Annotated in this window: 27 protein-coding genes and 1 riboswitch; of the genes, 20 read left to right on the top strand and 7 right to left on the bottom strand. The window is 52.2% G+C overall.

Annotated features, from left to right (window positions below; genetic code table 11):
• The first annotated feature begins 162 nt into the window (after nucleotides 1–162).
• Nucleotides 163–1,206 (top strand): 23S rRNA pseudouridine(2604) synthase RluF, encoded by a 1,044-nt coding sequence (gene rluF / locus ACGHAD_RS11015; RefSeq protein WP_382415013.1) that lies wholly within the window; start codon nucleotides 163–165, stop codon nucleotides 1,204–1,206.
• Here the strand turns inward: rluF and rlmE are convergent, their stop codons facing one another.
• Nucleotides 1,207–1,827, bottom strand: coding sequence for a 23S rRNA (uridine(2552)-2'-O)-methyltransferase RlmE (gene rlmE, locus ACGHAD_RS11010; RefSeq protein ID WP_339614811.1), 621 nt, complete (start codon nucleotides 1,825–1,827; stop codon nucleotides 1,207–1,209).
• A gap of 235 nt (nucleotides 1,828–2,062) precedes the next feature.
• Between rlmE and ACGHAD_RS11005 the strand changes: the two genes are divergently transcribed.
• The 6 genes from ACGHAD_RS11005 to ACGHAD_RS10980 all read left to right on the top strand — a co-directional run bounded on the left by ACGHAD_RS11005 (nucleotide 2,063) and on the right by ACGHAD_RS10980 (nucleotide 7,791).
• Nucleotides 2,063–3,697: an NAD(P)/FAD-dependent oxidoreductase gene (locus tag ACGHAD_RS11005; protein ID WP_382415015.1), complete on the top strand. Its 1,635-nt coding sequence runs from the start codon at nucleotides 2,063–2,065 to the stop codon at nucleotides 3,695–3,697.
• Entirely contained in the window at nucleotides 3,694–4,422 is a 729-nt protein-coding gene (locus tag ACGHAD_RS11000) for a TrmH family RNA methyltransferase (RefSeq protein WP_382415017.1), read from the top strand. The genes ACGHAD_RS11005 and ACGHAD_RS11000 overlap by 4 nt, the downstream gene beginning before the upstream one ends.
• Nucleotides 4,423–4,622: 200 nt before the next feature.
• Nucleotides 4,623–5,126 carry a DUF2238 domain-containing protein gene (locus tag ACGHAD_RS10995; protein WP_390402693.1) on the top strand — a complete coding sequence of 168 codons (504 nt, stop codon included), beginning with the start codon at nucleotides 4,623–4,625 and terminating at the stop codon, nucleotides 5,124–5,126.
• 89 nt (nucleotides 5,127–5,215) lie between these two features.
• Nucleotides 5,216–6,196: a hypothetical protein gene (locus tag ACGHAD_RS10990; protein WP_382415019.1), complete on the top strand. Its 981-nt coding sequence runs from the start codon at nucleotides 5,216–5,218 to the stop codon at nucleotides 6,194–6,196.
• A 249-nt stretch (nucleotides 6,197–6,445) separates the two neighbouring features.
• Nucleotides 6,446–6,916, top strand: coding sequence for a hemerythrin domain-containing protein (locus ACGHAD_RS10985; RefSeq protein ID WP_382415021.1), 471 nt, complete (start codon nucleotides 6,446–6,448; stop codon nucleotides 6,914–6,916).
• 14 nt (nucleotides 6,917–6,930) lie between these two features.
• Nucleotides 6,931–7,791, top strand: a complete 861-nt coding sequence (locus tag ACGHAD_RS10980) for an SDR family oxidoreductase (RefSeq protein ID WP_382415023.1) — start codon at nucleotides 6,931–6,933, stop codon at nucleotides 7,789–7,791.
• Between the two features lie 85 nt (nucleotides 7,792–7,876).
• On the opposite strand, the gene ACGHAD_RS10975 is transcribed toward ACGHAD_RS10980, so the two are convergent.
• Genes ACGHAD_RS10975 through coxB form a run of 4 tightly spaced genes read right to left on the bottom strand, consistent with a single transcriptional unit; the run spans nucleotide 7,877 to nucleotide 12,580 of the window.
• Nucleotides 7,877–8,683: a cytochrome c oxidase assembly protein gene (locus ACGHAD_RS10975; RefSeq protein WP_382415025.1), complete on the bottom strand. Its 807-nt coding sequence runs from the start codon at nucleotides 8,681–8,683 to the stop codon at nucleotides 7,877–7,879.
• A complete protein-coding gene (locus ACGHAD_RS10970) occupies nucleotides 8,674–9,060 on the bottom strand; it encodes a hypothetical protein (RefSeq protein ID WP_382415027.1) in 387 nt (128 codons plus the stop codon). Before ACGHAD_RS10970 ends, ACGHAD_RS10975 begins: the two co-directional genes overlap by 10 nt.
• Nucleotides 9,060–11,576 (bottom strand): cytochrome c oxidase subunit I, encoded by a 2,517-nt coding sequence (gene ctaD / locus ACGHAD_RS10965; protein ID WP_382415029.1) that lies wholly within the window; start codon nucleotides 11,574–11,576, stop codon nucleotides 9,060–9,062. The genes ACGHAD_RS10970 and ctaD overlap by 1 nt, the downstream gene beginning before the upstream one ends.
• On the bottom strand, nucleotides 11,573–12,580 hold the full coding sequence (coxB, locus tag ACGHAD_RS10960; protein ID WP_382415031.1) for a cytochrome c oxidase subunit II: 1,008 nt from the start codon (nucleotides 12,578–12,580) through the stop codon (nucleotides 11,573–11,575). The genes ctaD and coxB overlap by 4 nt, the downstream gene beginning before the upstream one ends.
• Between coxB and ACGHAD_RS10955 the strand changes: the two genes are divergently transcribed.
• A complete protein-coding gene (locus ACGHAD_RS10955; protein ID WP_382415033.1) occupies nucleotides 12,572–13,027 on the top strand; it encodes a DUF2231 domain-containing protein in 456 nt (151 codons plus the stop codon). The two genes, coxB and ACGHAD_RS10955, sit on opposite strands and share 9 nt — an antisense overlap.
• Nucleotides 13,028–13,085: 58 nt before the next feature.
• Here ACGHAD_RS10955 and ACGHAD_RS10950 read toward each other — a convergent pair whose 3' ends face one another.
• A complete protein-coding gene (locus tag ACGHAD_RS10950) occupies nucleotides 13,086–13,520 on the bottom strand; it encodes a CopD family protein (protein WP_382415035.1) in 435 nt (144 codons plus the stop codon).
• Nucleotides 13,521–14,145: 625 nt separating this feature from the next.
• Between ACGHAD_RS10950 and ACGHAD_RS10945 the strand changes: the two genes are divergently transcribed.
• The 6 genes from ACGHAD_RS10945 to ACGHAD_RS10920 all read left to right on the top strand — a co-directional run bounded on the left by ACGHAD_RS10945 (nucleotide 14,146) and on the right by ACGHAD_RS10920 (nucleotide 17,517).
• On the top strand, nucleotides 14,146–14,637 hold the full coding sequence (locus tag ACGHAD_RS10945) for a hypothetical protein (protein ID WP_382415037.1): 492 nt from the start codon (nucleotides 14,146–14,148) through the stop codon (nucleotides 14,635–14,637).
• Nucleotides 14,630–15,076 (top strand): hypothetical protein, encoded by a 447-nt coding sequence (locus ACGHAD_RS10940; RefSeq protein ID WP_382415039.1) that lies wholly within the window; start codon nucleotides 14,630–14,632, stop codon nucleotides 15,074–15,076. The genes ACGHAD_RS10945 and ACGHAD_RS10940 overlap by 8 nt, the downstream gene beginning before the upstream one ends.
• A 127-nt stretch (nucleotides 15,077–15,203) precedes the next feature.
• Nucleotides 15,204–15,812 (top strand): hypothetical protein, encoded by a 609-nt coding sequence (locus ACGHAD_RS10935; protein ID WP_382415041.1) that lies wholly within the window; start codon nucleotides 15,204–15,206, stop codon nucleotides 15,810–15,812.
• Nucleotides 15,813–15,835: 23 nt separating this feature from the next.
• Entirely contained in the window at nucleotides 15,836–16,264 is a 429-nt protein-coding gene (locus tag ACGHAD_RS10930) for a hypothetical protein (protein ID WP_382415043.1), read from the top strand.
• A gap of 605 nt (nucleotides 16,265–16,869) precedes the next feature.
• On the top strand, nucleotides 16,870–17,139 hold the full coding sequence (locus ACGHAD_RS10925) for a hypothetical protein (RefSeq protein WP_390402690.1): 270 nt from the start codon (nucleotides 16,870–16,872) through the stop codon (nucleotides 17,137–17,139).
• Between the two features lie 195 nt (nucleotides 17,140–17,334).
• Nucleotides 17,335–17,517 carry a hypothetical protein gene (locus ACGHAD_RS10920; RefSeq protein WP_382415047.1) on the top strand — a complete coding sequence of 61 codons (183 nt, stop codon included), beginning with the start codon at nucleotides 17,335–17,337 and terminating at the stop codon, nucleotides 17,515–17,517.
• A 56-nt stretch (nucleotides 17,518–17,573) separates the two neighbouring features.
• On the opposite strand, the gene ACGHAD_RS10915 is transcribed toward ACGHAD_RS10920, so the two are convergent.
• A complete protein-coding gene (locus ACGHAD_RS10915; protein WP_382415048.1) occupies nucleotides 17,574–18,671 on the bottom strand; it encodes a Gfo/Idh/MocA family protein in 1,098 nt (365 codons plus the stop codon).
• A 165-nt stretch (nucleotides 18,672–18,836) separates the two neighbouring features.
• Nucleotides 18,837–18,989: riboswitch (cobalamin riboswitch) on the top strand.
• A gap of 101 nt (nucleotides 18,990–19,090) precedes the next feature.
• Between ACGHAD_RS10915 and ACGHAD_RS10910 the strand changes: the two genes are divergently transcribed.
• The 6 genes from ACGHAD_RS10910 to cobU all read left to right on the top strand — a co-directional run bounded on the left by ACGHAD_RS10910 (nucleotide 19,091) and on the right by cobU (nucleotide 26,383).
• On the top strand, nucleotides 19,091–20,947 hold the full coding sequence (locus ACGHAD_RS10910; protein ID WP_382415050.1) for a TonB-dependent receptor plug domain-containing protein: 1,857 nt from the start codon (nucleotides 19,091–19,093) through the stop codon (nucleotides 20,945–20,947).
• Between the two features lie 454 nt (nucleotides 20,948–21,401).
• Entirely contained in the window at nucleotides 21,402–22,007 is a 606-nt protein-coding gene (gene cobO / locus ACGHAD_RS10905) for a cob(I)yrinic acid a,c-diamide adenosyltransferase (RefSeq protein WP_339614827.1), read from the top strand.
• A gap of 461 nt (nucleotides 22,008–22,468) precedes the next feature.
• Nucleotides 22,469–24,007 carry a cobyric acid synthase gene (locus ACGHAD_RS10900; RefSeq protein ID WP_382415052.1) on the top strand — a complete coding sequence of 513 codons (1,539 nt, stop codon included), beginning with the start codon at nucleotides 22,469–22,471 and terminating at the stop codon, nucleotides 24,005–24,007.
• Complete coding sequence (locus ACGHAD_RS10895) at nucleotides 24,004–25,026, top strand: FecCD family ABC transporter permease (protein WP_382415054.1); 1,023 nt, start codon at nucleotides 24,004–24,006, stop codon at nucleotides 25,024–25,026. Before ACGHAD_RS10900 ends, ACGHAD_RS10895 begins: the two co-directional genes overlap by 4 nt.
• Complete coding sequence (locus ACGHAD_RS10890) at nucleotides 25,023–25,859, top strand: heme ABC transporter ATP-binding protein (RefSeq protein WP_382415055.1); 837 nt, start codon at nucleotides 25,023–25,025, stop codon at nucleotides 25,857–25,859. Before ACGHAD_RS10895 ends, ACGHAD_RS10890 begins: the two co-directional genes overlap by 4 nt.
• Nucleotides 25,856–26,383: a bifunctional adenosylcobinamide kinase/adenosylcobinamide-phosphate guanylyltransferase gene (gene cobU / locus ACGHAD_RS10885; protein WP_382415057.1), complete on the top strand. Its 528-nt coding sequence runs from the start codon at nucleotides 25,856–25,858 to the stop codon at nucleotides 26,381–26,383. Before ACGHAD_RS10890 ends, cobU begins: the two co-directional genes overlap by 4 nt.
• The last annotated feature ends 1 nt before the right edge of the window (nucleotide 26,384 follow it).

Genomic DNA, 26,384 nt, shown 5'->3' with positions numbered 1-26,384 from the left:
GTTAAGCTTTTACCCACCCGCAGAGCTTTTTTGTTTACCCACGGTTGTGCGATATAATCCGCTCTCGTATCAATTGGGGCGTGCCGTTGGGCTGTAATATAGCCTCAGCCGTGGCAGCCAACCTTGTTCTCTCAGCCTTACCCATCAAAAAGTCGACATTTTATGCTCAACACCTCTTTAACACGCCTAAATAAGTACATTAGCGAGAGTGGTATGTGCTCGCGGCGCGATGCCGACCGTTATATTGAGCAGGGCAATGTGTACCTGAACGGTAAGCGTGCTCAGGTGGGCGATCAGGTGGCGCCGGGGGATGTGGTTCGCGTGAATGGCCAGCTTATCGAGCCGCAAGAGGCGGAGGATTTGATCTTTATCGCGCTGAATAAGCCGGTGGGTATTGTCAGCACCACCGAGAGCAGCGAGCGGGATAATATTGTTAACTTTGTGCGTCACAGTACCCGGATTTTTCCCATCGGGCGGTTGGATAAAGACTCTCAGGGGCTGATTTTTTTAACCAACAATGGTGATTTGGTTAATAAGATTTTGCGCGCCGGCAATAACCATGAGAAAGAGTATTTGGTGACGGTTAATAAGCCAATTCGCGACGATTTTATTACCGGTATGAGTCAAGGCGTGCCGATTCTGGGTACGAAGACGAAAAAATGTAAGGTTAGCAAAGAGGCACCTACCGTATTTAGGATTACGTTGGTGCAGGGGCTTAACCGCCAGATTCGCCGGATGTGTGAGCATTTTGGCTACGATGTGGTGCGGCTTGAGCGCGTTAAGATTATGAATATAAACCTTAAAGGCTTACCGGTGGGAGAGTGGCGCGACCTCACCGAAAAAGAGTTGAAGGTTTTGCTGGCCTCGGTAGAGGATTCGTCGTCGGAGGCGCCTGCTGGGCGTAAAAGCTCAAACAAAAGCGCGCCCAAAAAATCGCCGGGTAATGGGGCGAAGGCCCGAGGTAAGGGGGCACCGAAGGCAGCTGGCAAGTCAGTCGCCGGCAACAAGCAAAAGCCTGCGGCTGGAGGCAAGAAGAAGCCCTCAGCGGGGGGCAAGCCCGCAGCTAAGTCGTCGTCACGTCATAAAACGGGCGATAAACCGCGAGGTGGCGCAAAAAATAAGCCAGGGCCTAAAAGCAAGCCCGGCACTCGAGCCAAGCATAAACAAAAGTCCGGGCGCTCGGGGCCGCCAAAGAGTCGCCGCTAGCTATCCTTTAAAGCCTTTTGCCACAAAGTAGACTTCGCGCGATCTAGGGCGCGAGGCGTCGGGCTTGCGAATCACGACCTTATCAAACGAGCTGCGAACGTCTTTTAGGTATTCCTCGGAGCCCTCGCCCTGAAACACCTTGGCGACAAAACACCCCTTGGGTTTGAGTACTTGGCGGGCCATATCCAGCGCCAGCTCGACCAAATACATAGAGGATGCTTGGTCGGCGGCGTTTACACCGCTAATGTTGGGCGCCATGTCAGAGATGACTAAGTCTACCGGGGCTTCGCCCACGGCGGCCATGATTTCGTCAAACACGGCGTCTTCGGTGAAGTCGCCCTGAATAAAATCGACATCGGCCATTGAGTCCATGGGTAATATATCTGAGGCAATAACCCGCCCCTTGACGCCTACCATGGGAGCCACCACCTGCGACCAACCACCGGGGGCGCTGCCTAAGTCCATAACCATCATGCCGGGGCGCACGAGCTTGTCTTTTTTAATGATCTCCAGCAGTTTGTAGCTGGCGCGCGAGCGGTAGCCATCGGCTTGGGCGCGTTTTACGTAGGGGTCATTAACGTGCTCGCTAAGCCACTGGTTGCTGCTTTTTGATCTTGCCATGGTACGACTCTGCTGTGCCCGGTAAATAATAGCCGCATTATACGCATTCTGGCGCTGGGCCGTAACAGGGGGCTTATTGCCAACCCAGTAGCGAGCGGGCGCTTAGTTTTGTGGTGCTATCAGCTATCTACTCACGCCCGCTTCGCAGGCAGATATTTCAAAGGTACAATACGCCTATTTGGCGCCCTAGGCGCTGTTAGCCCCTTTGCCGGAGACACCGGCCAGGCCCTATTTTATGATCCGACTTACCGAACTCGCCTTACCCCTCGATCACCCCGCCGAGGCGCTGCCCCAGGTTGTCGCTAAACACCTTGGTGTGGCTCAGTCCGAACTGCAGAATTTGACTGTGTTTAAGCGCAGTTACGATGCCCGCAAGAAAAACAGCGAAATTAAGTTTATTTATATCGTCGATGTGGGCCTCACTAACGAGGCGACGGTGCTCGCGCGTTTTGAGAGTGACCACCATGTTCGCCCATCGCCCGATACTCATTATTACCCAGTGGCACAGGCGCCGGCGGAGCTAACCGAGCGGCCCGTGGTGATTGGTTTTGGCCCTTGCGGCTTGTTTGCGGCTTTGATTTTGGCGCAGATGGGTTTTAAACCCATTGTGCTGGAGCGCGGCCGCAATGTGCGCACCCGCACCAAAGATACCTGGGCGCTGTGGCGGAATAATGTGCTTACCCCCGAATCGAATGTGCAGTTTGGTGAGGGCGGCGCCGGCTTGTTCTCGGACGGCAAACTGTACAGCCAAATTAAAGACCCTAAGTTTTACGGCCGCAAAGTCATGCACGAGTTTGTTCGCGCCGGTGCCCCCGAAGAAATCATGTACGTCAGCAAGCCCCACATTGGCACCTTTCGTTTGACCGGTGTGGTGGCGGCCATGCGCGAGGAGATTATCGCCCTCGGGGGCGAGGTGCGCTTTGAAAGCAAAGTGGCGTCGCTTGATGTGGAGCAAAACCGTGTTCAGGGCGTTACCCTGGCGAATGGCGAGCAGATTAAAAGCCGCTATGTGGTGTTGGCCGTGGGGCACAGCGCGCGCGATACGTTTAGGATGCTGCACGATGTGGGCGTGTATGTTGAGGCCAAGCCTTTTGCCATTGGCTTTCGGATCGAGCACCCGCAATCGTTGATTGACCATGCGCGTTTAGGCAAATACGCCGGCCACCCCGACTTGGGTGCCGCCGATTATAAATTAGTGCACCACGCCAAAAACGGCCGCGCGGTCTACAGCTTTTGTATGTGCCCTGGCGGCACGGTAGTGGCGGCCACCTCAGAGGAGGGCCGCGTTGTCACCAACGGCATGAGCCAGTACTCGCGCAATGAGCGCAATGCCAATGCCGGTATTGTGGTGAGCATTAACCCCGACGAAGACTTCCCTGGCGGCCCGCTGGCCGGTATTGATTTACAAGAGGCGTTAGAATCCCATGCCTATGTAGCCGGTGGTAAAAATTACTGCGCGCCCGGGCAGTTGGTGGGTGATTTTATAAAAGCCAAGCCCTCCACAAAGCTAGGTGAGGTCGAGCCGTCTTACAAGCCCGGCATTACGTTGGGGGATTTATCGTCAACCTTGCCGAGCTATGCCATCGATGCCATCCGTGAAGCGCTGCCGGCCTTTGGCAAAAAAATTCGCGGCTTTGATCGCGCCGATGCGGTATTGACCGGCGTTGAAACTCGCACCTCGTCGCCAGTACGCATCAGCCGCCATCGCGATAGCCTGCAAAGCGTTAACACCCAAGGTTTGTACCCGGCCGGCGAGGGCGCGGGCTACGCAGGTGGTATTTTGTCGGCCGGTGTCGATGGCATTAAAATCGCTGAAGAGCTTGCCAAGGCGATGCTGAATGATCTGGCAGGTGAAGGCGAGACCCTATGAAGCTCGACGATATTAAAAAGCTTCACCAAAAAAAATACCGCACGGAGCTAGGTTGTTTTTTGGTAGAGGGCGAGCATCTTATTCTAGAGCTGCAAAAAGCCGCTAGCACTAATCCGTTATTAGCGTCGGCTAAGGTTTACGCTAGCGATAGCTATGGTGAGGTGACAACCGATTTTGAACTGGTGCGAGTTTCTGACAAACAAATGCAGAAAATATCCGACACCAAATCCCCGCAAGGTATCGTTGCGGTGGTGCCGCTTAGCGCCACAGTAGCGCCGTCGCAAACCGCCAGCGCCGAACGCACCATCTACCTGCACGAGATACAAGACCCGGGCAACCTAGGCACCATCTTGCGCACCTTGGCGTGGTTTGGTGGCTTTAAATGCGTACTTAGCCCCAACAGCGTTGACCCCTATAACCCCAAAGTGGTGCGCGCCAGTATGGGAGCGATTTTTCATATACCCATCGAAACAGATATTGCCCTAAGTGACTTGCAAGCGCGTTTTAGCACATTCGCCTGTTTGGACCTTAATGGCGCCGCGTTATCGGCACCATCGTTTAACCGCCACCGCTGCTTTATTTTTGGTAACGAAGCACGTGGCGTACCCCGCGAGCAATTAGCGAGTTTGAACGTAGAGTCGTTCTCTATACCCGGCAGCGGAGCGCTGGAATCGCTCAATTTAGCTACTGCGGTTAATATGTGTGCCTATGAGTTGAATCGTTAGCTAAACAATAGCGCAATTAATAAGGTCGCGGCGGCGTATCTATCAAGCGCACTGCCGAGCCTACAGTACGAAACTCTGAATGATAAAAATATTAAAGATAGGAGTGCCAAGATATCAAATACCTTTGGATTACCATATTTTCAATTATTTTAGTTTGGTCGGGCATTAATCCCAAAGATCAATTTACATGGTTGCTTGAAGTGCTGCCGGCCATTGTTGGGGTTGTGTTGATGGCGGCCACTTATAAGTCGTTCAGGCTTTCGCCTGTGTTGTATTTTTTTATTCTATTGCACTGCATCGTCTTGATGGTGGGTGGGCACTATACGTATGCCGAGGTCCCATGGTTTGATGGGCTGTTTGGCGCCGAGAGAAACAACTACGATAAAGTCGGTCACTTCTTTCAGGGTTTTGTGCCTGCGCTGCTTGCGAGGGAAATACTGATCCGCAAGAGAGTCGTCAATGGCGATTTTTGGCGCGGTATTATTATCGTGGCTATTTGCCTAGCGTTTAGTGCGTTTTACGAGCTGATCGAGTGGTGGGTCGCGCTGGCCTCGGGCGAGGATGCTGAAGCGTTTTTAGGTACGCAAGGCTATGTTTGGGATACGCAATCAGATATGGCGCTGGCGTTACTTGGGGCGCTTTGTTCTTTGCTTGTTTTGTCCGCGTTTCACAATCGCCAGTTAAAGCAAATGGCGGGGGAGTAGGCCGAGTGACACAGGCTTTTTAGCTTTTCGGGCAATGATTTGCTAGGCTTTTAGCCTCTTTTAAACCAAGCAACCTATAAGGTCTATTTATGACGACCCTTTCAGTCGCTCAAGTGGCGCTTGGCTTTGCGGTTATTTTGTTTACCCTGTTTGATGCCTTTGTGACGATTTTAAGTTTACGCGGCGGTGGTCCAGCCACTTCATTTATCTCGCGCAAGATATGGCGTTTAATGTTAGTGATGCACCGTGCTAAGCCATCGCACAAGCTGTTGTCTGTCAGTGGGCCGGTGTTGATGGTGCTGGTTGTTCTATTTTGGTATGGCATGCTAAATGTCGGTTGGTTTTTAATATTCCACTCGGCAGACACCAATATCATAAATAGTAATTCGCTAACGTCTGCCTCGGGCCTAGAAACTCTTTATTTTACTGGCGTTACTTTAAGTGGGCTGGGCTATGGCGACTTTACCGCAAGCGGCTTTCCCTGGACGCTATACAGTACCGCAGCAGTGTCTACAGCGACTTTGTTAACCTCTTTAGGTTTGTCGTATATTATTTCGGTAGTTCCCGTGGCGCTGGAGAAGCGTCAACTAGCGCATCAGATCAACTCAGTGGTGTCTGATCAGTCCACTTTGATTAAGCGGTTGCGAGAGCCCAGTGATGTTGCTTTTATCTGGGAAAAGCTGTTTTCGATTCAGCTAAATGGTACAAAATTTTCCACAAAATATGGCGCTTATCCAGTGGTGGCCTATTTTCACGCCTCCGAGGCGGTTAGCTCGTTCTCGCTTGCGTATTTAAAAGCATCGGATATCTTGTTTTACATCGCTAACCACCCGTCGCCCGAGCTTCGCCCGCCAGTAACTGCCGTAGCAACTATTAAGCACCTTATTACTTCACATAGCAAAAACCTAGAGCACATCATCGATAAGCGTGAGCCTGCACTTAATGTTAGGTCTGAGCGATACGAACCATTAGCTGTTATTACAGAACTAAGCAGTGCTGATTTTTCTTGGGAAGAGTACCAAAAGTTGCGGGATGTGTTGGTTACCGCGTGCCTTTACGATGGTTGGTAGCTAATAGTGACAGTTTTAGGGGATGAAGCGCAATCGTCATTTGTACCTACCGCCCCACATTGTGTATATCTGTAAAAACTTCATAAAAATTTTCCTCTTTACGACATCACTGTCGCTTTTATCTGCCTTTGCGTACTACAGCGGGTTATTCGTGGTGTTTGCGTGTCTAGTCTTCGGATTTTAACTTGGCATAACTAATGCAAAAACCGAGACACTTGTGTGACTTTCCGCTAACCCAGAGGGAGTTTTATGTCTATTTATACGTACTTGAAGCAAGATCACCAAAAAATTAAACATTTAATGAGTGAGATCGAAGCGCTGGGGCAAGAAGAATCAGGCCGGCGTAGTGAGTTATTTAACCAGCTAAAAGCAACCATCATTATTCACAGCAAGGCAGAAGAAAAAGCCTTTTACGATCCGCTAAAAAATCACACAAAAACCGAAGACGAAGTAGAACACGGAGAGGAGGAGCACCAGGAGGCTGAACAGCTCTTATCCGAGCTCACCGATTCGGAGTTAACCGGCGCCGCATGGTATCAGAAGTTTCTATCGCTTAAAGAAAGCCTGGAGCACCATATTGAAGAGGAAGAAAATGAGATCTTCTTCGATGCTAAGAAGGTTCTGGATGGCGAGCAGGCGGACTTCATGGAAACCGCAATGCGCAACGAGAAGCAGCGTCAGGTGGCCGACCAGTCCATTCAAAAGCGCCCTAATATCTAACCGGGAGAGCCGTCATGAGTGATAAACCAACGTCGTTTGCGCGTCAGCACCAGGCTCACCAGCCAGGAGATGAGCGAAAAATGCAGCCGCAGCCCGAGTCTTTTATGAAAGACTATAAGGCCGCAGGAAAGCTCACAGGTAAGATTGCTCTTGTGAGTGGCGGCGATAGTGGTATTGGTCGTGCCGTTTGTATCGGATTCGCCAAAGAGGGCGCGCAGGTCGCGTTTATTTACAAAGACGAAGACGCCGATGCTGAAATCACTTGTGAGCATATCCGCAAAGCCGGTGCGCCGGTGTTGGCGATAAAGGGAGATATCGCCAGCGCTGAGTTTTGCCGCGACACTGTGCGCAAAACTGTCGCGGAGTTTGGTGGGCTGAATGTGTTGGTCAATAACGCTGCCGAGCAACACGTTCAAGAGGACATTACGGATATTTCAGAGGCTCAGCTGCGCCAAACCTTTGATACTAATATCTTCGGCACATTCTTTTTGACCCAGGCGGCGATGGAACATTTAAGCGATGGGGACAGTATTATTAATACCACCTCTATTGTTGCTTATCGAGGTAAGTCGGTACTGCTGGATTATGCCGCGACTAAAGGCGCGCTTGTCGCCTTGACGCGATCTTTGGCAGGCAGCTTAACTGAGCGCAATATCCGGGTGAACGCCGTGGCCCCTGGCCCCATTTGGACACCGCTGATCCCCGCCTCTTTTAGCGCCGACGAGGTGGAAAACTTTGGCGCAAGCTCCCCCATGGGCCGCGCTGGCCAGCCCGACGAAGTTGCCCCCAGTTATATATTTTTAGCCTCAAATGACGCCAGCTATATGACCGGGCAAGTGCTGCACCCCAACGGTGGCACAGTTATTGGCGGTTAGCGTATCGGGCGGGCGCCCACCCGAGTGCCCGACGATCGTTATGCAGAACAGCTAGCCGTGTCAGTTTGCCACACAGTAATGGGGCCTATTGGTGTTTTTCGGCCCGGTTAAACCAGCGCCAGCCCAAGTAAAACGCAGCGGTTACGTAGGGAACGCCCCCAAGCACCCACATCAACAGGCCTGCAAGTTGCTGGTGCTGAAGAAGCCGCGACTCTCCGTACCACGAACTCTCTGAAAACGTCAGCAACGCCCCCAAGAAACCTGTGTGCATTAAAGTGACCAAAAGTGCGAGCAGCGCAGGCGGGGTATTATTATGTTGGCTGCGCAGCACCGACCACCAGAACACGCCAGCACTGACTAAAAAGCACAGGTGCTCAAACAAATGCCACCATAAATTTTCCAGCGCTAGCACGTACAGTACCGGTGTATGCCACAGCCAAAGGATGCCGCCGTGAATTAGCGTGGCGAGCATTGGGCGGCGGGCGATCAGCAAAAGAGGTTTAAAAACCAAACCCGCCAACGTGGGCTGCAAGGCATACCACTGCGATAAAGGCCGGGCGATAACCCACAAGGGCGCGATGGCAACCATCATCAGCATATGCTGCACCATGTGCGCTGCAGAGTTAGTTTCGGCCCAATCATCAAGTGGGCCAAATAAAGTTACAACACTCAGCGCATTGGCGATGTTAAACAGCCACCAATCGCGCTTGCTGGGGCGTTGCTTTAAGCAGCCCAGCCAGTAACTGACCCAGACAATCGCCAGAAGGATGGCGCCGGTTAATACAGCCGCTTCGCCTGGCTCGGTCAAGGGGTTGTGGGCGGCGGCCAGTGCGGGCCAGAGCATAAGCCCCATACCCACAGCACTGGTGTGAAGCAAACGAATTAAATACATGGCACTAACAACACTAAAGGTAGGCCGTTGATAAGCGTTGCAATGGCTGCCACGACATAGACAGATACGGCCACATAGTTAATAAATTGCGGCGTCGATGGAACACTCGCAGATTGTTTGTGATCGGGGGTGGCGGGCCTTGTTTTCTTTGTGAGCTTAATAATATGCCAGCCGCGGCGCGCTTGAAACAACAGCCCCAGGGTGACCGCTAATGTCAGTAACAGCAGCGCGATGTTTACCCAGTTAAAGGCCCCGCTTTGCTCCGGGGGCGCAAAGTGTTGGCAGCTGATCGATAGGCCTGCGTAAAGCACGACAAAATACAGTGCCCAGATGACTAAACCTAGCGTTAACTGTAAAGGATGAAACGGCGACAGCATTAGGCTAGATTCCACATGTTGGGTAACAAAATCACAACCGCATAAATAAGCCAAAAAGTGCCGGTGGTGTACACCCACCAACGTTGCACCACGTTTGGCTCGTAGGGCGCGTGTATGCCGACGTAATTTTTGCCCATACGCAACGCCTGCAATACCGTCATGATAACGGCTAAAGCGCTGTGCAATATTTGGTACAGCAACATAACGGTTATAACGGCGTCGTGAGCGGTATCTTGCGGTGCAAGGTTTGAGCTTTGCCAAACGCCCACGAGTATCACTAAATGGGTAAAGCCTAACCCCGAAATTCCCCACAAATGCGGCTGCAGGTGAGTGGCTATATCCCGGCGCAAGCGTTTGATCACCCGGTTAAACCAAAAAAGTGAAGCCGTTAGCAAACCCCCAGAGCTAAGCAGCCCCAGCCAGTGTACCGGCGGGTGACCCGGCACCTGCCAGTTGGGGGCCACTGTCCATAAATAGAGCCAGCCAAACAGCAGCGATAAAAACAATGAGCCGTTAGCCAGCAAGGTAACTTTCATCCCCCATAAGCCCGGGCCATCGTGGGTGCGCGAGTGCAGTGGTGGGTCGCCCTCAACCACTTGTGCGTTGGGCGCGGCGCGTGGGTGAGCGCCGTTCTCCCACGACCAGCGCAATAAAAAAGCGGTGCTGGTCAGTGCCATGATAATGGCGACTGTATAAAACTTACTGAGCAGGCAGATACACAGGCCGGCCGTCGCCAAGGCGGCAAAAAAAGGTAGCCAACTGTTGCCGGGTAAATGAATGATCTCACGAACTTTTCCGGTAAGCGGATCGGTGCCCCAGGTTTCCCGGCGGCCGTGATCAATCGTTGCCAGCCCGTGATGGCCGTGCTCAATGGTGGTTTGTAAGTCGGGGTTGTCCCACAGCGGGTGGCGGCTTGAGCACTCAGGCAAGGTGGCAAAATTATAGGCGCTGGGGGGCAGTGAGGTGCTCCAATCCAATGTGTCGGCGTTCCACGGGTTGCGCTTGGCTCGCTCGCCAAAGCGAAAGTGCAAGATAATATCCAGTAAACAAGTGGCGACCCCGGCGGCCATAATAAAGCTGCCCACGGAGGAAATCATATTGGGAATATCCCAGCCTAAATTGGCCTCGTAGGTGTAAATACGCCGAGGCATGCCCAGTAAGCCGGTGACATGCATAATAATAAAAGTGACGTTAAAGCCGATAAATATCAGCCAAAAACCCCAGCGCGCCAGTGAGCGGTTGGGCATACGGCCAGAAAAGTGCGGCAACCAGTAATAAATACCCGCCATAAGTGGGAAGAACATGCCCCCCACCAATACAAAGTGAAAGTGCGCCACCACAAAGTGAGTGTCGTGTACTTGCCAATCAAACGGCACCAGCGCGAGCATAACGCCGGTTAAACCGCCGGCCACAAAAATAAACAAAAAGCCAAGCGCCCAGAGCATGGGGGGCTCGTAAACCGGGCGGCCATTCCAGAGCGTGGCGATCCAGGCAAACACCTGAATCGCAGTGGGGATGGCCACCATCATACTGGCCGCCGAGAAAAACGCCTGCGCCAAGTGCGGGATGCCCACGGTAAACATATGGTGGACCCACAAGCCAAAGCTGATAAAGCCGGTGGTGATAATGGCCATTACCACCCAGCGGTAACCGGCAATGGGCCGCTGGCAAAATACCGGTAAAATGGTCGATATCATTCCGGCGGCGGGCAAAAACAGAATGTAAACCTCGGGGTGCCCAAACAGCCAGAACAAATGCTGCCACAGGATGGGGTCACCGCCGCGCGCTACATCAAAAAAGGGCATGCCAGCCGCCCGCTCAAGCTCTAACAAAATACTGCCTAAAATCAGCGGCGGAAAACCAAATACAATCATCAGTGCCATGGCGAGGATGTACCAGACAAACAGCGGCATATGCTGTAAACCCATGCCCTTAGTGCGGGTGCGCATGATCGATACCACCAGCTCGACACCGGCCGATACGGCCGATATCTCGACAAAGGTAATACCCAGCAGCCAAAAGTCTGAACCCGGCCCCGGTGCATACACGGCGCTGCTTAAAGGCGTGTACATAAACCAGCCAGCAGCGGGGGCGATTTCCATCACCAAACTTGAGGTAAGAATAATGCCGCCAAATAAGTAGCACCAATAGCCAAAGGCGCTCAGGCGCGGAAACACTAAGTCGCGTGCGCCAATCATTTTAGGGATTAAATAAATCGCAAACCCTTCCATCACCGGCACGGCAAACAAAAACATCATAATGGTGCCGTGCATGGTAAAGACTTGGTTGTAAATCTCGGGTGTCAGTAAGTCGTGCCCCGGCAGCGCCAGCTGAGTGCGAATCAGCATGGCAAGCAAGCCGCCAATTAAAAAGAACACGCCACCGGTGATTAAAAAGCGCAGGCCAATCGTCGTGTGGTTGACGATCGTCAAGGCTAATAAGCCGCGCGGGTTGCCCCAGACTTTGTCAAACTGATGGTGAAAGTCTTCGGCCGCTTGTGGGTCGTTACTGTTCAATCTAAAGTCTCCAGCCAAGTGGCAATGGCGTCTTGTTGCTCGGGTGTTATGTCTGAGTGGAGCGGGGTGCTCTCGCGTTGCAGCCACGTGGGGTGAGTGTTAAGCCACTGGGTAACGCTTACCTGCGCACCACCGCGTGGGCTTGCCCCCATTAGCCGCCGTGCCCCGACGTTGCTTAGATCGGGCGCGCCAGTACCTCGAGTAACGCCCTTAACCCGGTGGCACTCGCCGCAGTGCGTGGTAAAGGCTTGTGCGGCGCGCTGGTGCTCGGGCGCGACGACGATGTCTTGCTGCTGGCGCTGCTGCCAGGCGGCATAATCGCTTTTACTTAACACCTTAACCTGAAACACCATGTGAGCATGCCCCGTACCGCAAAACTCGGCGCATTGCCCGCGCATGGTGCCCACCTCACTTGCCCGCAGGCGTATGCGGTTGGCGCGGCCGGGCACCACATCAATTTTTCCGCCCAACCGTGGCACCCAAAACGCGTGAATCACGTTATCACTGTAAACCTTTACCTCTATGGGGGTATCGACTGGTATGGTCAGCTCGTTGGCGGTAATTAAGTCTGTGTTGGGGTAGCGAAATTCCCACCACCAACGGTGCGCGTGCACATCAACATCTAGCGGCTCGGTGGTTTCGTCCGCTAGGGTAATAACGTATTGTCCGGCCGGAATCCCCGCCCCCAGTAGTACAATGATGGTAATTAATGGCAGAATGATGCCGCCGCCTATAATCCACCGGTTGGTCGAGCGGATCGCATCGGCAGGGCTTACCTTGGCGTGTTTGCGTTGCATGGCGTACAGCCATAAACCCAGCACCACAAACAGCACCAGCGTAAAAAAGCCAAACATGCCCCACCACAGCCAGGCAATAACCTCGGCGGCTGGGCCTGCTGGGTCAAGCGCCGATTGCGGGCCGCTGCAGCCCGTTAACATGGCGGCAAACGCTACTGATAACCCTTTTTTTATGGCCTTTGGCTCAGGATACAATTTATGCCCCATTCGCCCATCCCCAGCCGCACGGCTATTGCCGGCCACCCCATTCACCCCATGCTGATTCACTTTCCGGTGGCCGCGCTGATGGCGTTGGTGGCCACAGACTTCGCGTATATCGCTACCGCCGATGAATTTTGGGCCCGCGCCAGTTTGTGGTTGGCCGGTGTTGGCGCCTTGGGCGGCTGGGGCGCTGGCCTGATTGGCCTGATCGACTTGGTATCGGTAAAGCAAATCCGGCGCCTTATTACCGCCTGGAGCCACGCGCTGGTCGCGGTAATGGCGCTGTCTATCGTTACCCTTAACTGGCTGCTGCGCTATCAGGATATGCTGGCCTGGGTTAGCCCGTGGGGCGTCACCTTGTCGGTGGTAACAGCGTTGCTGATCGCTTTGGCAGGTATTCTTGGTGGGCAGCTGGTGTACGAACACGGTGTGGGTGTCGATACCGACGCTTGAGGCAGGCGCTCCCATACGCATATACATAGGGGTATTCACGCACATAGGGGTAGCCATGCTATAGCTCCAGCAGGGGCTTGGCTAACACCAGCCAGGTAATTGCCGTCATGGTGGCGCCCAGCAGCAGCGCGATGAGATAGGCGTATGCTTTTACCCGCTGCACCTTGCCTCGCTCGGTTTTGGCAATCAGCAGCCCCGTTAAAAGGTGCAACACCACCAATAGCGTCACCAACATTAATTTAACCATCAGCCACACATCCCAAATACCGTAGCGGTAAAAAACCAAGGTGCCGGCAATAATGGCAGTCAGTGCCGCGGGCGTGGCAATCCGGGTATACACCAAGCGCGGTAATGCTAAGTAATTGGCACTGTGGGCCGGCTGGGTTACTGTGTTTGCACCGCCGGCTCGGCCAAGCAGTAAACCCGGTAAATACAGCAAAGTCCCGCACCAGCACAGTAAGGCGGCAATGTGGAACATAAGTAACCAGGGCATGAAGGTCTTCGTCCTTGCGTTGGGGTTAAAAGCGCTTGCGGTGACACCTAATGTCGCTTTGCTAGTGTCAATATTTTCGCCCTAAAGCGCAAGTGTCATGCGCCGTAAGGCACGTCCGGGCGCCTAAAAGCACGACTGATTAACGCCATTTGGAGTGCGCTGCGGTGCTGAAAAGTGGGTGCTGTGAGTCGTTTATTGTTGAACAGGGTGAGAAGGCTAGTTTATTGAAGATAGACCTTTGCTGTGGCCAAGCGGTAATGGCCAGTACAACGCTTGGGGCGGGCCCGCTCAGGGAAGTGTGAACGCGGGAGAAAATTCAAGGGTAAGGCGCTATGAGTAACAAACTCACTCGTCTTCGTTTTTCCGTGAGAAGTTTTCTAACTCTTTGAAATATAGGTGTATTTTTTAGTGTCGCGGGTGCATGCAAGGCCCCGCCGGGGGCTCGTTAAACCCGGTGGCTTTGTTTTCACAGTGACAAAATGTAGAAAAGGGTGTGCTAACCTGTTGAGCTTGATATGATTTTTCGAAAATAAATGGAGCAGAAGAGGTGGGGGTTGGTGTTGTATAAATGAAATTCCGCCTAATAAACTGTTAGAGACAAGTCAAACTTAAGAATAGTCATAAAATGAAAAGCTTTTTGATTTCTTACTTTAGTGAGATTATTTCTGGGTTAGGAGCGATAGGTTCACTCCTCGGTGCCCTTTTTGCTTGGATTCAGCATTCCAAAGCGAAAAGTAGTGCTGATAGTGCTAGGGAGTCAGAATCCAAACTATTGGAAGCCATAAAAAACAATGAAATGAGCCGTGACATACAGCGTATTAAAACACTTGTAGAACGACTATCGAAGTATGCTCACAAAGGGCAAAGCATACGCAGCTCGGGCCTAAACCTTTCTGGTGATATACAGCAGGTTATTTCATTCCGAAATGATTTTTCATCAAACTCTCGTTATGCAAGAGAGCATTCGACAAAATTGGCTGAGATTAACCGAGTTTGCGCAACAATTGATTTTAAAAATGCAACAGAAGACGATCGCATATCTTCAATTAATGAAATAATAGAATTCTTAAATGAAATCGCAGTATCAATAGACGAAAAGGTTTCGAATCATGGGTGAAAAGCAACTGTTAATGGCTCTCTATGAAAATCGAAAGCAGTTTCTTACCGTAAACTTTCGAATACACGGAGATAAATGTGGAGTTGGGCAATCGTATATGTATGCTATCTCGCATGATCTTTATCCGTTTTTTAGTCAAGAATATTCTCTCGAAGGAGATAATCAAGATCCCTATTCTGAATGCTATAAAATTAGTCCTGATGAAATAGGTGAAATTCTCAAATATATTGATGATGAGTGGCTAGAAGGTCGGCTTCATACTTTCTATGATTTAGAGCAGCATTTCGGATCTCGGTTTGATCGATGGACGTTAATATGTGTATTACGGTACTGCTATCTAGATGGTAGGTTTGATGATTCACTTTGGGAAAAGCTAGTTGAATGGGCGCCATCGGAAGCAAAGTCTATCACACGTGAGTTAAATGATTGGGAAATCTAACATAGACAACGCTCTAACAAGTTGCACCAGCCGACATTTTTTCGTCGCTCCTTTTTGTGCTGAATAGCACAAACGGGCTCCTCCAAAAGTGCGGCTGTGCAAAGCGTTGGACAGTTGAAGGAGATCCATGGAAACGAACACTACCTACGTAGTTTTTCTCTGCGTCTTCTTGGCTCTAACTGGAGCCGGCGGGATAGTCTCTGCATTGGGCCGTTTAGGGTCTAAAGTAGAGTCTGATTCTGCACTTGAAACAAAGCTGTTCAAGTGGAGCGCTCCAGCTGGCTTAGTTTACGGCGTGGTGGCAATACTGCTTGTCATCGGGATTATCAAATTCTGGTCGTATCCAGACAAAGAACCTGCAGTTGTGGCAGTCGATCCGAATGCATCGGTGCGTATCAAACTCACGTCAAGAGAATCAGCATCAGCTATAGGAAGCAGAGTGGTCATTACCTATGACAAGAATGCAATTGGTTCATCGGAGCTTCGGTTTCAAGGGGTTGTGGGCGCAAGCAGCTCCTCTTTCGGCCCTTTTAACGAAACCGTTAGAAGGGTGCAGCGTGGAGACCAATTCTTCGTTCAGCTGGAAGACCGCTCGGTTTGGGGAGTCAATGTCCTTGCTGAGCAAGTCGACATGATCATTGAAGTGTTTCCTGCTGTGACCAAGCAGCCTGACGCACAGCTGTCCAACAAATCGCTGCTGCCGACCGCGCAAAGTCGCGCGCCGGCTGAGCGCTGACGTTATGCATCACGGAGAATTGAGTGAATATATTTGACTATGAGGGAGATGGGTCGGAAGATGAGGCAACTTTATACTCCTTGTCTGGCGAGTACCTCGAAGCTGCTAAAACATTGAACAGCTCTCATCCTACTAAAGTAACCTATGGAATAGTCACATATTATTTACTTGGTCATGCCGCTGAACTTTCGCTAAAAAGCTACCTGTTTAAGAAGGAAATGAGTATTCTAGAGCTGAGACGAATCGGACACGACCTGAACTTGTTGCTTGATAAAGCCACTGAGTTTGGCCTGAAAGATTTTTGCTTGATCCGAAGTCTTTCTCCGATCTACAAGTCTAAAAAGCTAGAGTATAGGCAGAACCGCAAGGTGATGTTTCCGTCTAAAGATCTTTTGATAGAGGAAATCGAAGAGTTGCAATCAATGGTTTTCAATCATGTGAGCGAGTTCTGATGCATAACCAAGCCATAAAATTCGCTCCATTCGGTCGCCGGACACTCGTTCCTCGCGCCGTTTATAGCGGGCGTTAGATATCTAGTAATGGAAAAAAATGAATCCAATCTCGCTAATTTCTTCTCGTGGGCATCGGACCTGAACTTGGCCTTTATCACTAAGTTTCACAACGAAGTTAAACGGCTTCTCCAGAACGAACTAGCCCACATAAACAAGCGGCTAGATCAGGAAGATGACCAGAACTCTGATCGTTTCAGGAATTTTCAGTATCGCAAAGACCTATACTTAAATACCTTTGAACCAAGTTTACGTACTGTTACGTTTCTAATGATGTTTAGCCATTTGGAAGAATGGCTGTTCCATCTAAAGTCTTCTTTTGCAGGGGCTACTAAATTGGACCCTAATAGGGGAAGCCTCGCTAGGTTTAAACCCGTCATACGAGACGGTTTAGGCGTAGATCTTGGGCAATGTTCGGAGTGGGCAAACTTGGTGCGAACCGAGAAGGTTCGTGGATGAGGGTCAGGCCTTACATTTCGCATCAATGTGTAAAATGTAAGGCTTGGCCCCGGTGTTTTCACAAAAAATCTGCGAATATTGGCGGCGTTATGTTTACGGCTGCTAATCAATATTTCGAGGCAAATATGAATTTAAATACAATAAAAAATATACTTTCAAGTGGTCAAATTGCATCTGATAAAGTTAATCCAATCATTAATACTATTACAGTTGAAGATTTGGATTCATTAAATGAGATAGAAAAAGAAGCTTTAACTGAGCTGGTAAACAAGATGCTTTCTCTTATTCAAGATTCTGCTTCTGGAGCATATTTAGAGGATCCTGAAAAAGCAGAACTATTAGCGCAAGCCATGCTGTGATTTTACATAACAAAAACTTCAAACGGAAAAAATACAGTTGGCGCGCGAATCGGGGTCAGACCTTACATTTTGCATCAAGGTGTCAAATGTAAGGCTTGCCCCCGATGTTTCGACCTCGGTGTTTTCGCTTGTGTACGGGAAGCCCGTAATGAGCTCCACGGATTTTCAAAATGTGTGAGAAGGTAAGTACATAATATGAAGAAACATAGTTGGATAATGCTCGTGCTTTTTCCGGCACTGATGGCGCTGGCTATCACTGTGTCACGCAAGCTCATCGTGGGCGAATTTTCGCTGCTGTTATACGCGCTGACCTTTTTAGTGGCTTTTTTGGCGAGTGTTGTCGTGACTTACATTTGTCGGATTGGTGAAAAACAGTAGCGAACCAGACTGTAAAACGCAGTTAAAGCCCTCCACTCGGGAGGGCTGACAACCGCTTACAACGAAATCCTTTTCTCTTTATCAGACGATTCAATCGCCGCGCGCACAATGGCGATATCGCGCATACCTTCTTCGCCCGGCACCAACACCGGCGAATCATTAATAATCGCCAGGGCGTCGTCGTCCATTTGTTTGGCTTGCTGGTTGGCGAGGTATTTATCGAGCTTTTTGCCATCGCTGGTGGTGCCTTGCACTCCGCTGTATTCCGACATGGGTTTAAGTTGATACCAGCCGTTTTCAGCGTTTACCCGCAGCTGGTTACCCGATTGCACCACCGAGGTCATACACTCGGCGAGGATGTCGTTGGGAAACTCCAGTGTTAAATGGGTGGTGTTGTCCACCTCGGTAAATTTGGGGTGATCGAACGAGCGTGTTGCGGTAACGGCAATGGGCTCTAGCCCCGTGGCGTAGCGCGCACCGTTGATGGTGTACACACCCATGTCGTAAAGGGCGCCGCCGCCCATGTCTTTTTGCATGCGCCAGTTATCGGCGGGTAGGCCGTTGCCGCCGTAGGCCGCCTGGGTATTAACGGTACGGATAGCGCCGTAGGGTAAATCCTGAGCGTATTGCATTACGGTTTGGGTGTTGGGCTCGTGCTGCATGCGGTAACCCACCGATAGTTTCACTTTGTTTTTGCGACAGGCGTCGATAATGCTTTGGCAGTCTTCGGGTGTTAGCGCCATGGGCTTTTCACACCACACGTGCTTGCCGGTGTTGGCGGCGATTACCGCGTATTTTTTGTGTAACCCGGTGGGCACAACGATATACACTACATCGATTTCGGGGTTGTTGGCGATCTCGTGCATGGTGTCGTAGTTGTACACGTTAGCCTCTTTAATACCGTACTTTTCTTGCCACACGGGTATCTTGTCGGGGCTGCCGGTGACAATGCCTTTAAGCTCGCAGTGCTCGGTGAGTTGCAGGGCCGGCGCCAGCAAGTCGCGGCTGTAATAGCCAAGCCCCACCAGTGCCACGCCGAGCTTTTTGCCACCGCTTGCTGCCAGCACCTGTCGCCCGGCGCCAACACTGAGTAAAGTGGCCCCCATGCCCATTTGCTGCAGTAGGCGGCGCCGCGATGTTAGGTAGTTGCTCATAGCCAGTCCCTCGATCAATGGTTTTAGGTAATGGCTATTGCAGCAGGGCTGGCGCCGGCCCGCAATGACCTTTACATAGGTTAATATTTAAACGGTGATGTAAATCAAAGCCGCTGTTGTTTTAGATTGCCCCAATAATTGACAAACCCCCGCGCGCACCGTAAATTGCGCGCCACGATAGCAGGTGCCTACTGCCACCCTAACCGGTGGGCTGAGTAGGTTAAACGGGAAGTCCGGTAATCCGGCGCTGCCCCCGCAACGGTGATCAAAGCCCTGTGCTTTGTAAGCCCGATACCGGCCTGGATCGAACCGTGATGGAGCGGAGGGCTACCATCTGGCAATACGACTTCCCACGCTTTGCGTGCCGCATTGCTATTCCTCCCTCGATCCCAAGCCAATATCGACTTAGGGGTTGAACCTTGAACAAAACGATTCTTGCGGCGGCTATTGCTTCCGCGGCCAGTGCGCCAGTGTGGGCACAAACCGACAGCCAAAACACCACTAATAGCAACTTGTTGCCTTCACTCGAGACCATTGTGGTGGTCAGCTCGCGCCAGGATATGCCCCTGCGCGAGGTTGCCACCTCAGTGGCGGTTATGGATGAACCGCAAATTAAAGCCCGCGGTTTTACCGCGTTGGCCGATGTGCTGCGTACTATGCCATCCGTCTCGGTGACTAACTCAGGCGGGATGGGTAAAGCCAGCGCGATACGTGTGCGCGGCGAGTCCGGTTATCGTACTCTAGTGCGGATTGATGGCATTGACGTCACCGATCCTACCGGCACACAGGCGACCAGCCAAATCCAGCATATTTTAAGCACCAATGTGGGTAAAGTAGAGCTGCTGCGCGGCCCGCAGGGCATGATGTACGGCGCCGATGCCGGCGGCGTGTTAAATATCACCACCCGCCGTGTACAGCAGGGCAACCAAGTCAATCTAGCCGCCGAAGGTGGCAGTTACGGTAGCCAGCGCTATAACGCCAGCGTTGGCGGTGCCAATAACAGCGTCGATTACTATGTGTCGGCCGCTTACGCCGAGACCGATGGCTTTAATACCAGCTTGTATGACACGGTCGCGCAAGATGACGACGGTTACGAGAACACAACGTTACACGGCCGGGTAGGCTGGAATATCAGCGATAGCTTGCGCCTTGAAGCTGTTGCCCGCGATACCGATGCGACCAGTGAGTTTGACCAATGCTCACTTGATTATGGCTGCGAGCCAGACATGGTGGGGGACTTTGACCAAACCAACACACGGGTAAGTTTGATTCACTCGACGGCCATTTTTAATAATGAGCTGGCTTACTCGAATACTGATGTCGCCCGTAAAAACTATGCGGCAGGTGAGGTCTCTTACGATACCGAAGGCGACATTCAAAAGCTGGAGTGGATCGGCCACACGACCCTGAGCGATACACACACTGTGGCCTACGGCCTAGAGCAGCGCGAAGACACCGTGCGAGATATGAGCCGCGATCAATGGGGCGCCTATGTTGAGTATCAAGGTAACTACGACGATCGGTTTTATCTTACCGCCGGTGTGCGTCGCGATGATAACGACGATTTTGGCGAGTATGACAGTTATCGTGTCAGTGGCGCTTATGTGATTGATGCTGTCAGCTCGGGCACACTCAAGCTTAAAACCAGTTACGGTACAGGCTTCCGTGCGCCCAGCCTATATGAGATAGATTACAATCACTCGCAAAATAACCCGACGCTGGCCCCGCTGGCGCCAGAAGAGAGTGAAGGGTTTGATATTGGCCTGGAATACTTTGCCAACAGTGGCCTGCACCTAGAGGCCGTACTGTTTGATCAAACGATTGATCGGGAGATTGGTTTTGATCTCGTTGGCTACACAGGCTACATTCAGGGCTCGGGCGAGAGCCAGTCTGAGGGTATCGAGCTTATTGTGGATGCCCCACTGGGTGACTTGTTGGTGTTAAACGCTAATTACACCTATACCGACGCGAGCGATAACGGCGACTCGCCGCGCGCGCGTCAGCCCAAAGATATGGTAAACCTTGGTTTTACCTACAGACCGATGGATGCGTTGACTGCCTCGTTAAATGCGCGCTGGGCTAGAGGTACAGTTGATAGTACTGGCAAGCCAATAAACGATTACCAAGTGCTTGATGCCAGCGTACGCTACCGTATAAGTCCCGCGCTTACGTTTTACGTGCGGGGCGAAAACCTCACCGACGAAGATTACGTTGAAGTGCCGGGTTACCGCACTGCAGGCGCCTCGGGTTACGCTGGGGTAGAGGTTACTTTTTAGCGATTATGTTAGGCCCCGTGCGGGGGGAGTGTTGTGGGCAAGGCTATTTAATGTTGTGTGATTGATAGTTGTACACACATAAATAGCTGCCGCTAACGCGGACATTGTTTATAAGCTCGCATCGCTGACCGGTTGAGATCAAGTGGCCAAAGCAAAGTAACCAAAAGGCAGCTCCTGCGCTCCATGCGCTCGCTGCATTAGTGCATCCGTGCACGTCAAAGGCCACCCCGGCACCTCAGCCCTGCGGGTTCCCTCGCTCCGGCCGATTTTAGGGGGCCGCATCGACACGCCGTCCATGGCGTGGCGATGCTTGCGCACGCATCCATGCGTGCTTACCCCCTAAAATAGGCCTACGCTCGGCTGGTCGCAGGGGAGCTAAAAGCGGCACTTCGTACCAAAGTGTGTAAGCAGCTCGAAGCTTAAAATTTAATGCAAAATTACAATTGGAGGCCAAATGAGCAACGATAAAGAACAGCGCCATAAAGAGGCGATGAAAAAGCAAAAGGCTAAAGTTGATGCCAATATCGCTGCCGCCGATGAAGAGCGCGGTGTGGCTATTTTGCTTACCGGTAACGGCAAAGGTAAATCCAGCTCGGCCTTTGGTATGGTGATGCGTGCGCTGGGCTACGATCACACCGTGGGCGTGGTGCAGTTTATTAAAGGCGCGCAATTATCGGGCGAGGAGTTATTTGTTAAAAACAAATGCCCCGAGGTAACCCTCTACCAAATGGGTACAGGCTTTACCTGGAATACCCAAGATCGCAGTGGCGATATTGCCGCCGCCGAAGAAACCTGGGCCCAGGCCGAGGCCATGCTGCAAGACGAGCGGTACGATCTTGTGGTGCTGGACGAGCTGACCTATATGATTGGCTACAAATATTTAGATGAGCAAAAAATTCTTGATGCCATTAAAAATCGCCCGCGCGAGCAAAGCGTGGTGGTAACCGGCCGTGGCGGCGGTAGCGCGCTGCAAGAGCTGGTGGATACCGTGGCCGAGATAAAAGACGTAAAACACGCGTTTCGCGCCGGCGTTAAAGCGCGTAAAGGCGTGGATTATTAATTGAGTTTTTGCTCTTGGCGAAATCTGTGAGAATTAATACGTACAATATTAATGTCGTGTCGATATGAATATTTTTCGGTGGTGATAGTGGGGCACGAACCGAGATAAAGATGATGGTTGAAAAGGCATCAGAGGAGTTCACCTTATTTTGCTACGGAGTGCTGTTTTAGATCCCCTGCGACTGAGCCGAACGTAGGCCTATTTTAGAGGGCCGCATCGACAGGGCGTCCATGCCCTGGCGATGCTTGCGCAGATGTCCTATCTGCTTACCCCCTAAAATCAGCTTCCGCTCGGCTGGGCGCAGGGGACCTAAAAGCGGTGCCTCGTAGCAGGGTGTGAGCGCTTCAAGAATGACATTTCACTACCGTCACTCTATGCTGGATACGCTAGTGATAAAGGGTTAGTGATATTAAGTTTTCGTATCAGGCTACGAAGAACCTAAATACTAAGGCAGCACATTTATGCGCGCATTAATGGTTCAAGGCACCACCTCGGACGCCGGCAAAAGTACGCTGGTGGCGGGCCTTGCACGCCTGTTACAGCGTCGCAGTATTGCGGTTGTGCCGTTTAAGCCGCAAAACATGGCCCTAAACAGCGCGGTTACTGAAGATGGCGGTGAGATCGGCCGCGCGCAGGCACTACAGGCGCAGGCCGCGGGCCTTGTGCCGCATACCGATATGAACCCGGTACTGCTTAAGCCCTCATCCGATACCGGTGCCCAGGTGATTATTCAGGGTAGGGCGCTGGGCAATATGCAGGCGCTGGATTACCACGCTTACAAAGCCACCGCCAAGGCGGCTGTGTTGGAGTCTTTTGCCCGGTTATCAAATCAGTATCAATGTGTGCTGGTTGAAGGCGCCGGCAGCCCCGCTGAAATTAATTTGCGCGAAAACGACATCGCCAATATGGGCTTTGCCGAGGCCGTCGACTGCCCGGTGATTATTATCGCTGATATCGATAAAGGCGGCGTGTTTGCGCATTTAGTGGGTACGTTAGAGCTGCTTTCGCCCAGCGAGCAAGCGTTGGTGAAAGGCTTTGTGATCAACCGATTTCGCGGCGATATCGCTTTACTGCAGCCGGGCCTCGATTGGTTAGAGCAGCGCACCGGTAAACCGGTGCTTGGGGTCGTGCCGTATTTGCACGATTTATATTTAGACGCTGAAGACGCTATCAGCACCGCGCAGGTTAAAGGCGAGCAACAACTGAATGTGGTCGTGCCGGTACTGCCGCGCATCAGTAATCACACCGATTTTGATCCGCTGCGGTTGCACCCATCGGTAAACCTGCAGTTTGTTTCGGTGCGCGACGAATTGCCCCCGTGCGATTTAGTGATTCTGCCCGGCAGTAAAAACGTGCGCGCTGATTTAAAACAATTGCAGCTAAATAACTGGCAAACCAAGCTCGATAAACATGTGCGTTACGGTGGCAAGCTGCTGGGTATTTGTGGTGGCTTACAAATGCTGGGTAAGCGTATTGATGATCCTATGGGCGTCGAAGATGCGGCCGGTAGCATCGATGGCTTTGGCTATTGCGATTACGCAACAGAGTTAACCGGCCAAAAGTCACTGCTCAACGTACAGGGCAGTTTTAGTTTACGAGGTGCCGGTGAGGCGCCGGCGCGCACCGGTTATTTTAGCGGTTATGAAATTCACTGCGGTATTAGCCGCGGGCCGGCATTTGGCGCGCCGGGTAATGATGTAACCCGCCATGCGCCTTTTACCATTGCATCCGACAAACTCGAGGGCCAACCAAGGCCCGAAGGCGTGATGAGTGTCGACGGGCAAATTCTGGCAACTTATATCCACGGTTTATTTGATGCCCCCGAGGCGTTAAGCGCGCTACTACACTGGGCGGGGCTCGATCGCGACGCCAACACCGAGTTTGATTTACAAACGCACCGGGAGGCTCAGTTAAATCGGCTGGCCGATACACTCGAGCAACACCTAAGCGATTCATGGCTTAGCGAGCTTATGGCCGGTGGCGAGGCAGCGGCGCCATGAGCCTGGTCAAGCGCACGGCACCGCGATTCGCCTGGTTTACTTTGAGCGGGCTGTTGGCGTTGAGCTTTTTAGTGGCAATTGCCTTTGGCTCGGTAGATTTGTCCATCGTTGATGTTGTTCGCGCGCTTACCGGTCAACCCTTAGAGGGCTATGGCGCGGCTATCGTGCACTCGATTCGTTTGCCCCGCGCCTTGCTGGCGGCATCGGTCGGGGCGATTTTAGCCATTAGCGGCGCTTACTTGCAGGGGCTGTTTCGCAACCCGCTGGCCGACCCGTCGTTAATTGGTGTTACCGCCGGTGCCTCCGTCGGCGCGAGCGTGGCTATTGTGTTTGGTGCCGGTGGGCTGGGGTTTGTCAGTGGTTTATCGCTTGTCTCGCTGGGTGCGTTTGGCGGTGGCTTGTTGGCGGTGTGGTTAGTGTATAAAGTTTCGTCGTCGATCAACGGCACATCGGTGGCCACCATGTTGCTTATGGGGATTGCTGTGAGTGCGCTGGCCGCGAGCCTGACCGGTTTAATGGATTACTTTGCCGATAACGAAATGCTGCGCCGGCTAAGTTTATGGCGCATGGGCGGGCTCGATGGTGCCAACTACTGGCGAGCGGGAATCGCAGCGGCGGTACTGTTAGTTATGTTGCTTAGCATGGGCGGTTTTTCTCGTGCACTTAACACGTTATTGCTGGGCGAATCCCAGGCGCGGCATTTAGGTGTCGATGTCGAGCGCTTAAAAACCCGCTTGATTATTTTGGTCGCCGCCGGCGTCGGAGTCTCTGTCGCCATGGCTGGCAGCATTGCGTTTGTCGGCTTAGTGGTGCCGCATATGGTGCGCTTGTGGGTGGGGCCGGATCACCGCTTATTGTTGCCGCTATCCGCCTTAGGCGGTGCGAGTTTACTGCTGTTGGCCGATACCTTCGCCCGGGTGGTAATCGCGCCTACCGAATTGCCGGTTGGGTTAGTCACCGCTATTTTGGGCGCGCCGTTTTTTATCTCGCTGTTAAAAAGTAGGCGGGATTTACAGTGAATAAAACTAGCCAAAATACTCCGGCTAAGGGCGTGCTGACTATCGAGAACCTCTCGGTGAGCATTGCCTCTCGTACGCTGATTAACAATATTAATCTCGCCGTCGATGCCGGCGAGGTGCTGTGTGTTATTGGCCCTAATGGCGCGGGTAAAACCACTTTGCTGCGTACCATTGGTCAGGATCTAACCCCAGACAGCGGCCACATAAGTTTTTACCAACAGCCGCTCACGCGCATGGCACCCAGAGCCCGGGCCCGCCAGCTTGCCGTTCTCACCCAGCACAATCCGCTAACGTTTGCCTTTACCGGGCGCGAGGTGGTGGCGCTTGGGCGCTCGCCGCACAGTACCGGTGTGGTGATCGATGACGACATTTGCCAGGCCGCCATGGCGGCGCTGGATGTTAGCCATTTAGCGCAGCGTTTGTATCCGTCGTTATCGGGCGGTGAACAGCAGCGTATTCAGTTGGCGCGGGTGCTGGCACAAATTTGGCGCGCAGAAGATGCCAGCACCAGTGCGCGATTACTGTTATTGGACGAGCCTGTCACCAGTTTAGATATCGGCCATCAACACCAGCTGATGCAAGCGGTGAGGGCGTTTGCCCGCACCGATGTGGCGGTGGTGATGACGGTGCATGACATCACCCTGGCAGGTGCGTTTGCCGATCGTATCATTGCCCTTAAAAACGGCGAGTGTATCGCCGAGGGCAGCCCCCACGAAGTGCTGACGGAATCCTTAATAAGTCACGTCTTCGATACGCCCGTGAGTATTATTAATCATCCGCAAACCGGTAAACCGGTGGTGCTGGGCGCGACCGAAACGGGAACTACAGTATGAGACAGTTAATTCTCGGCGGCGCCCGCAGTGGTAAAAGCCGTATCGCCCAAGAGCGCGCCGAAGCGTGGCGCGAGCAAACCGGTGGCGCGCTGTATTATTTGGCCACAGCGGGTGCTGGCGACGACGAGATGCGCGCGCGTATAAGTACGCACCGCGCCGAGCGCGATAGCCGCTGGCAAACCCTGGAGGAGCCTGTTGCTCTGGCCGAAACGCTCAAACAGTATCGCGATCAGCCCGTGTGCATTTTGGTGGATTGCTTAACTCTGTGGATCAGCAATTGTTTGCACCAAAATGTGTGGCAACAAGAGCGCGATGCGTTGCTGGCTGAAGTTGACGCCCAAGCGGAAGCTAACAGCGAGCTTGCCGTGATTTTTGTTAGCAATGAAGTGGGCTCGGGCATTGTGCCTTTGGGGCAATTGTCGCGCGATTTTGTCGATGCCTCGGGCTGGCTGCATCAAGCCTTAGCGGCACGTTTTAATACTGTTACCTTAGTGGTGGCAGGTTTACCTCTAGCTCTTAAGTGAT

The sequence above is a fragment of the Gilvimarinus japonicus genome (assembly GCF_042847215.1).
In the GTDB taxonomy this organism is placed as follows: Bacteria; Pseudomonadota; Gammaproteobacteria; order Pseudomonadales; family Cellvibrionaceae; genus Gilvimarinus; species Gilvimarinus japonicus.
Note: the sequence above shows the minus strand (reverse complement) of the source record. Positions and strands in the feature narration are given on the sequence as shown.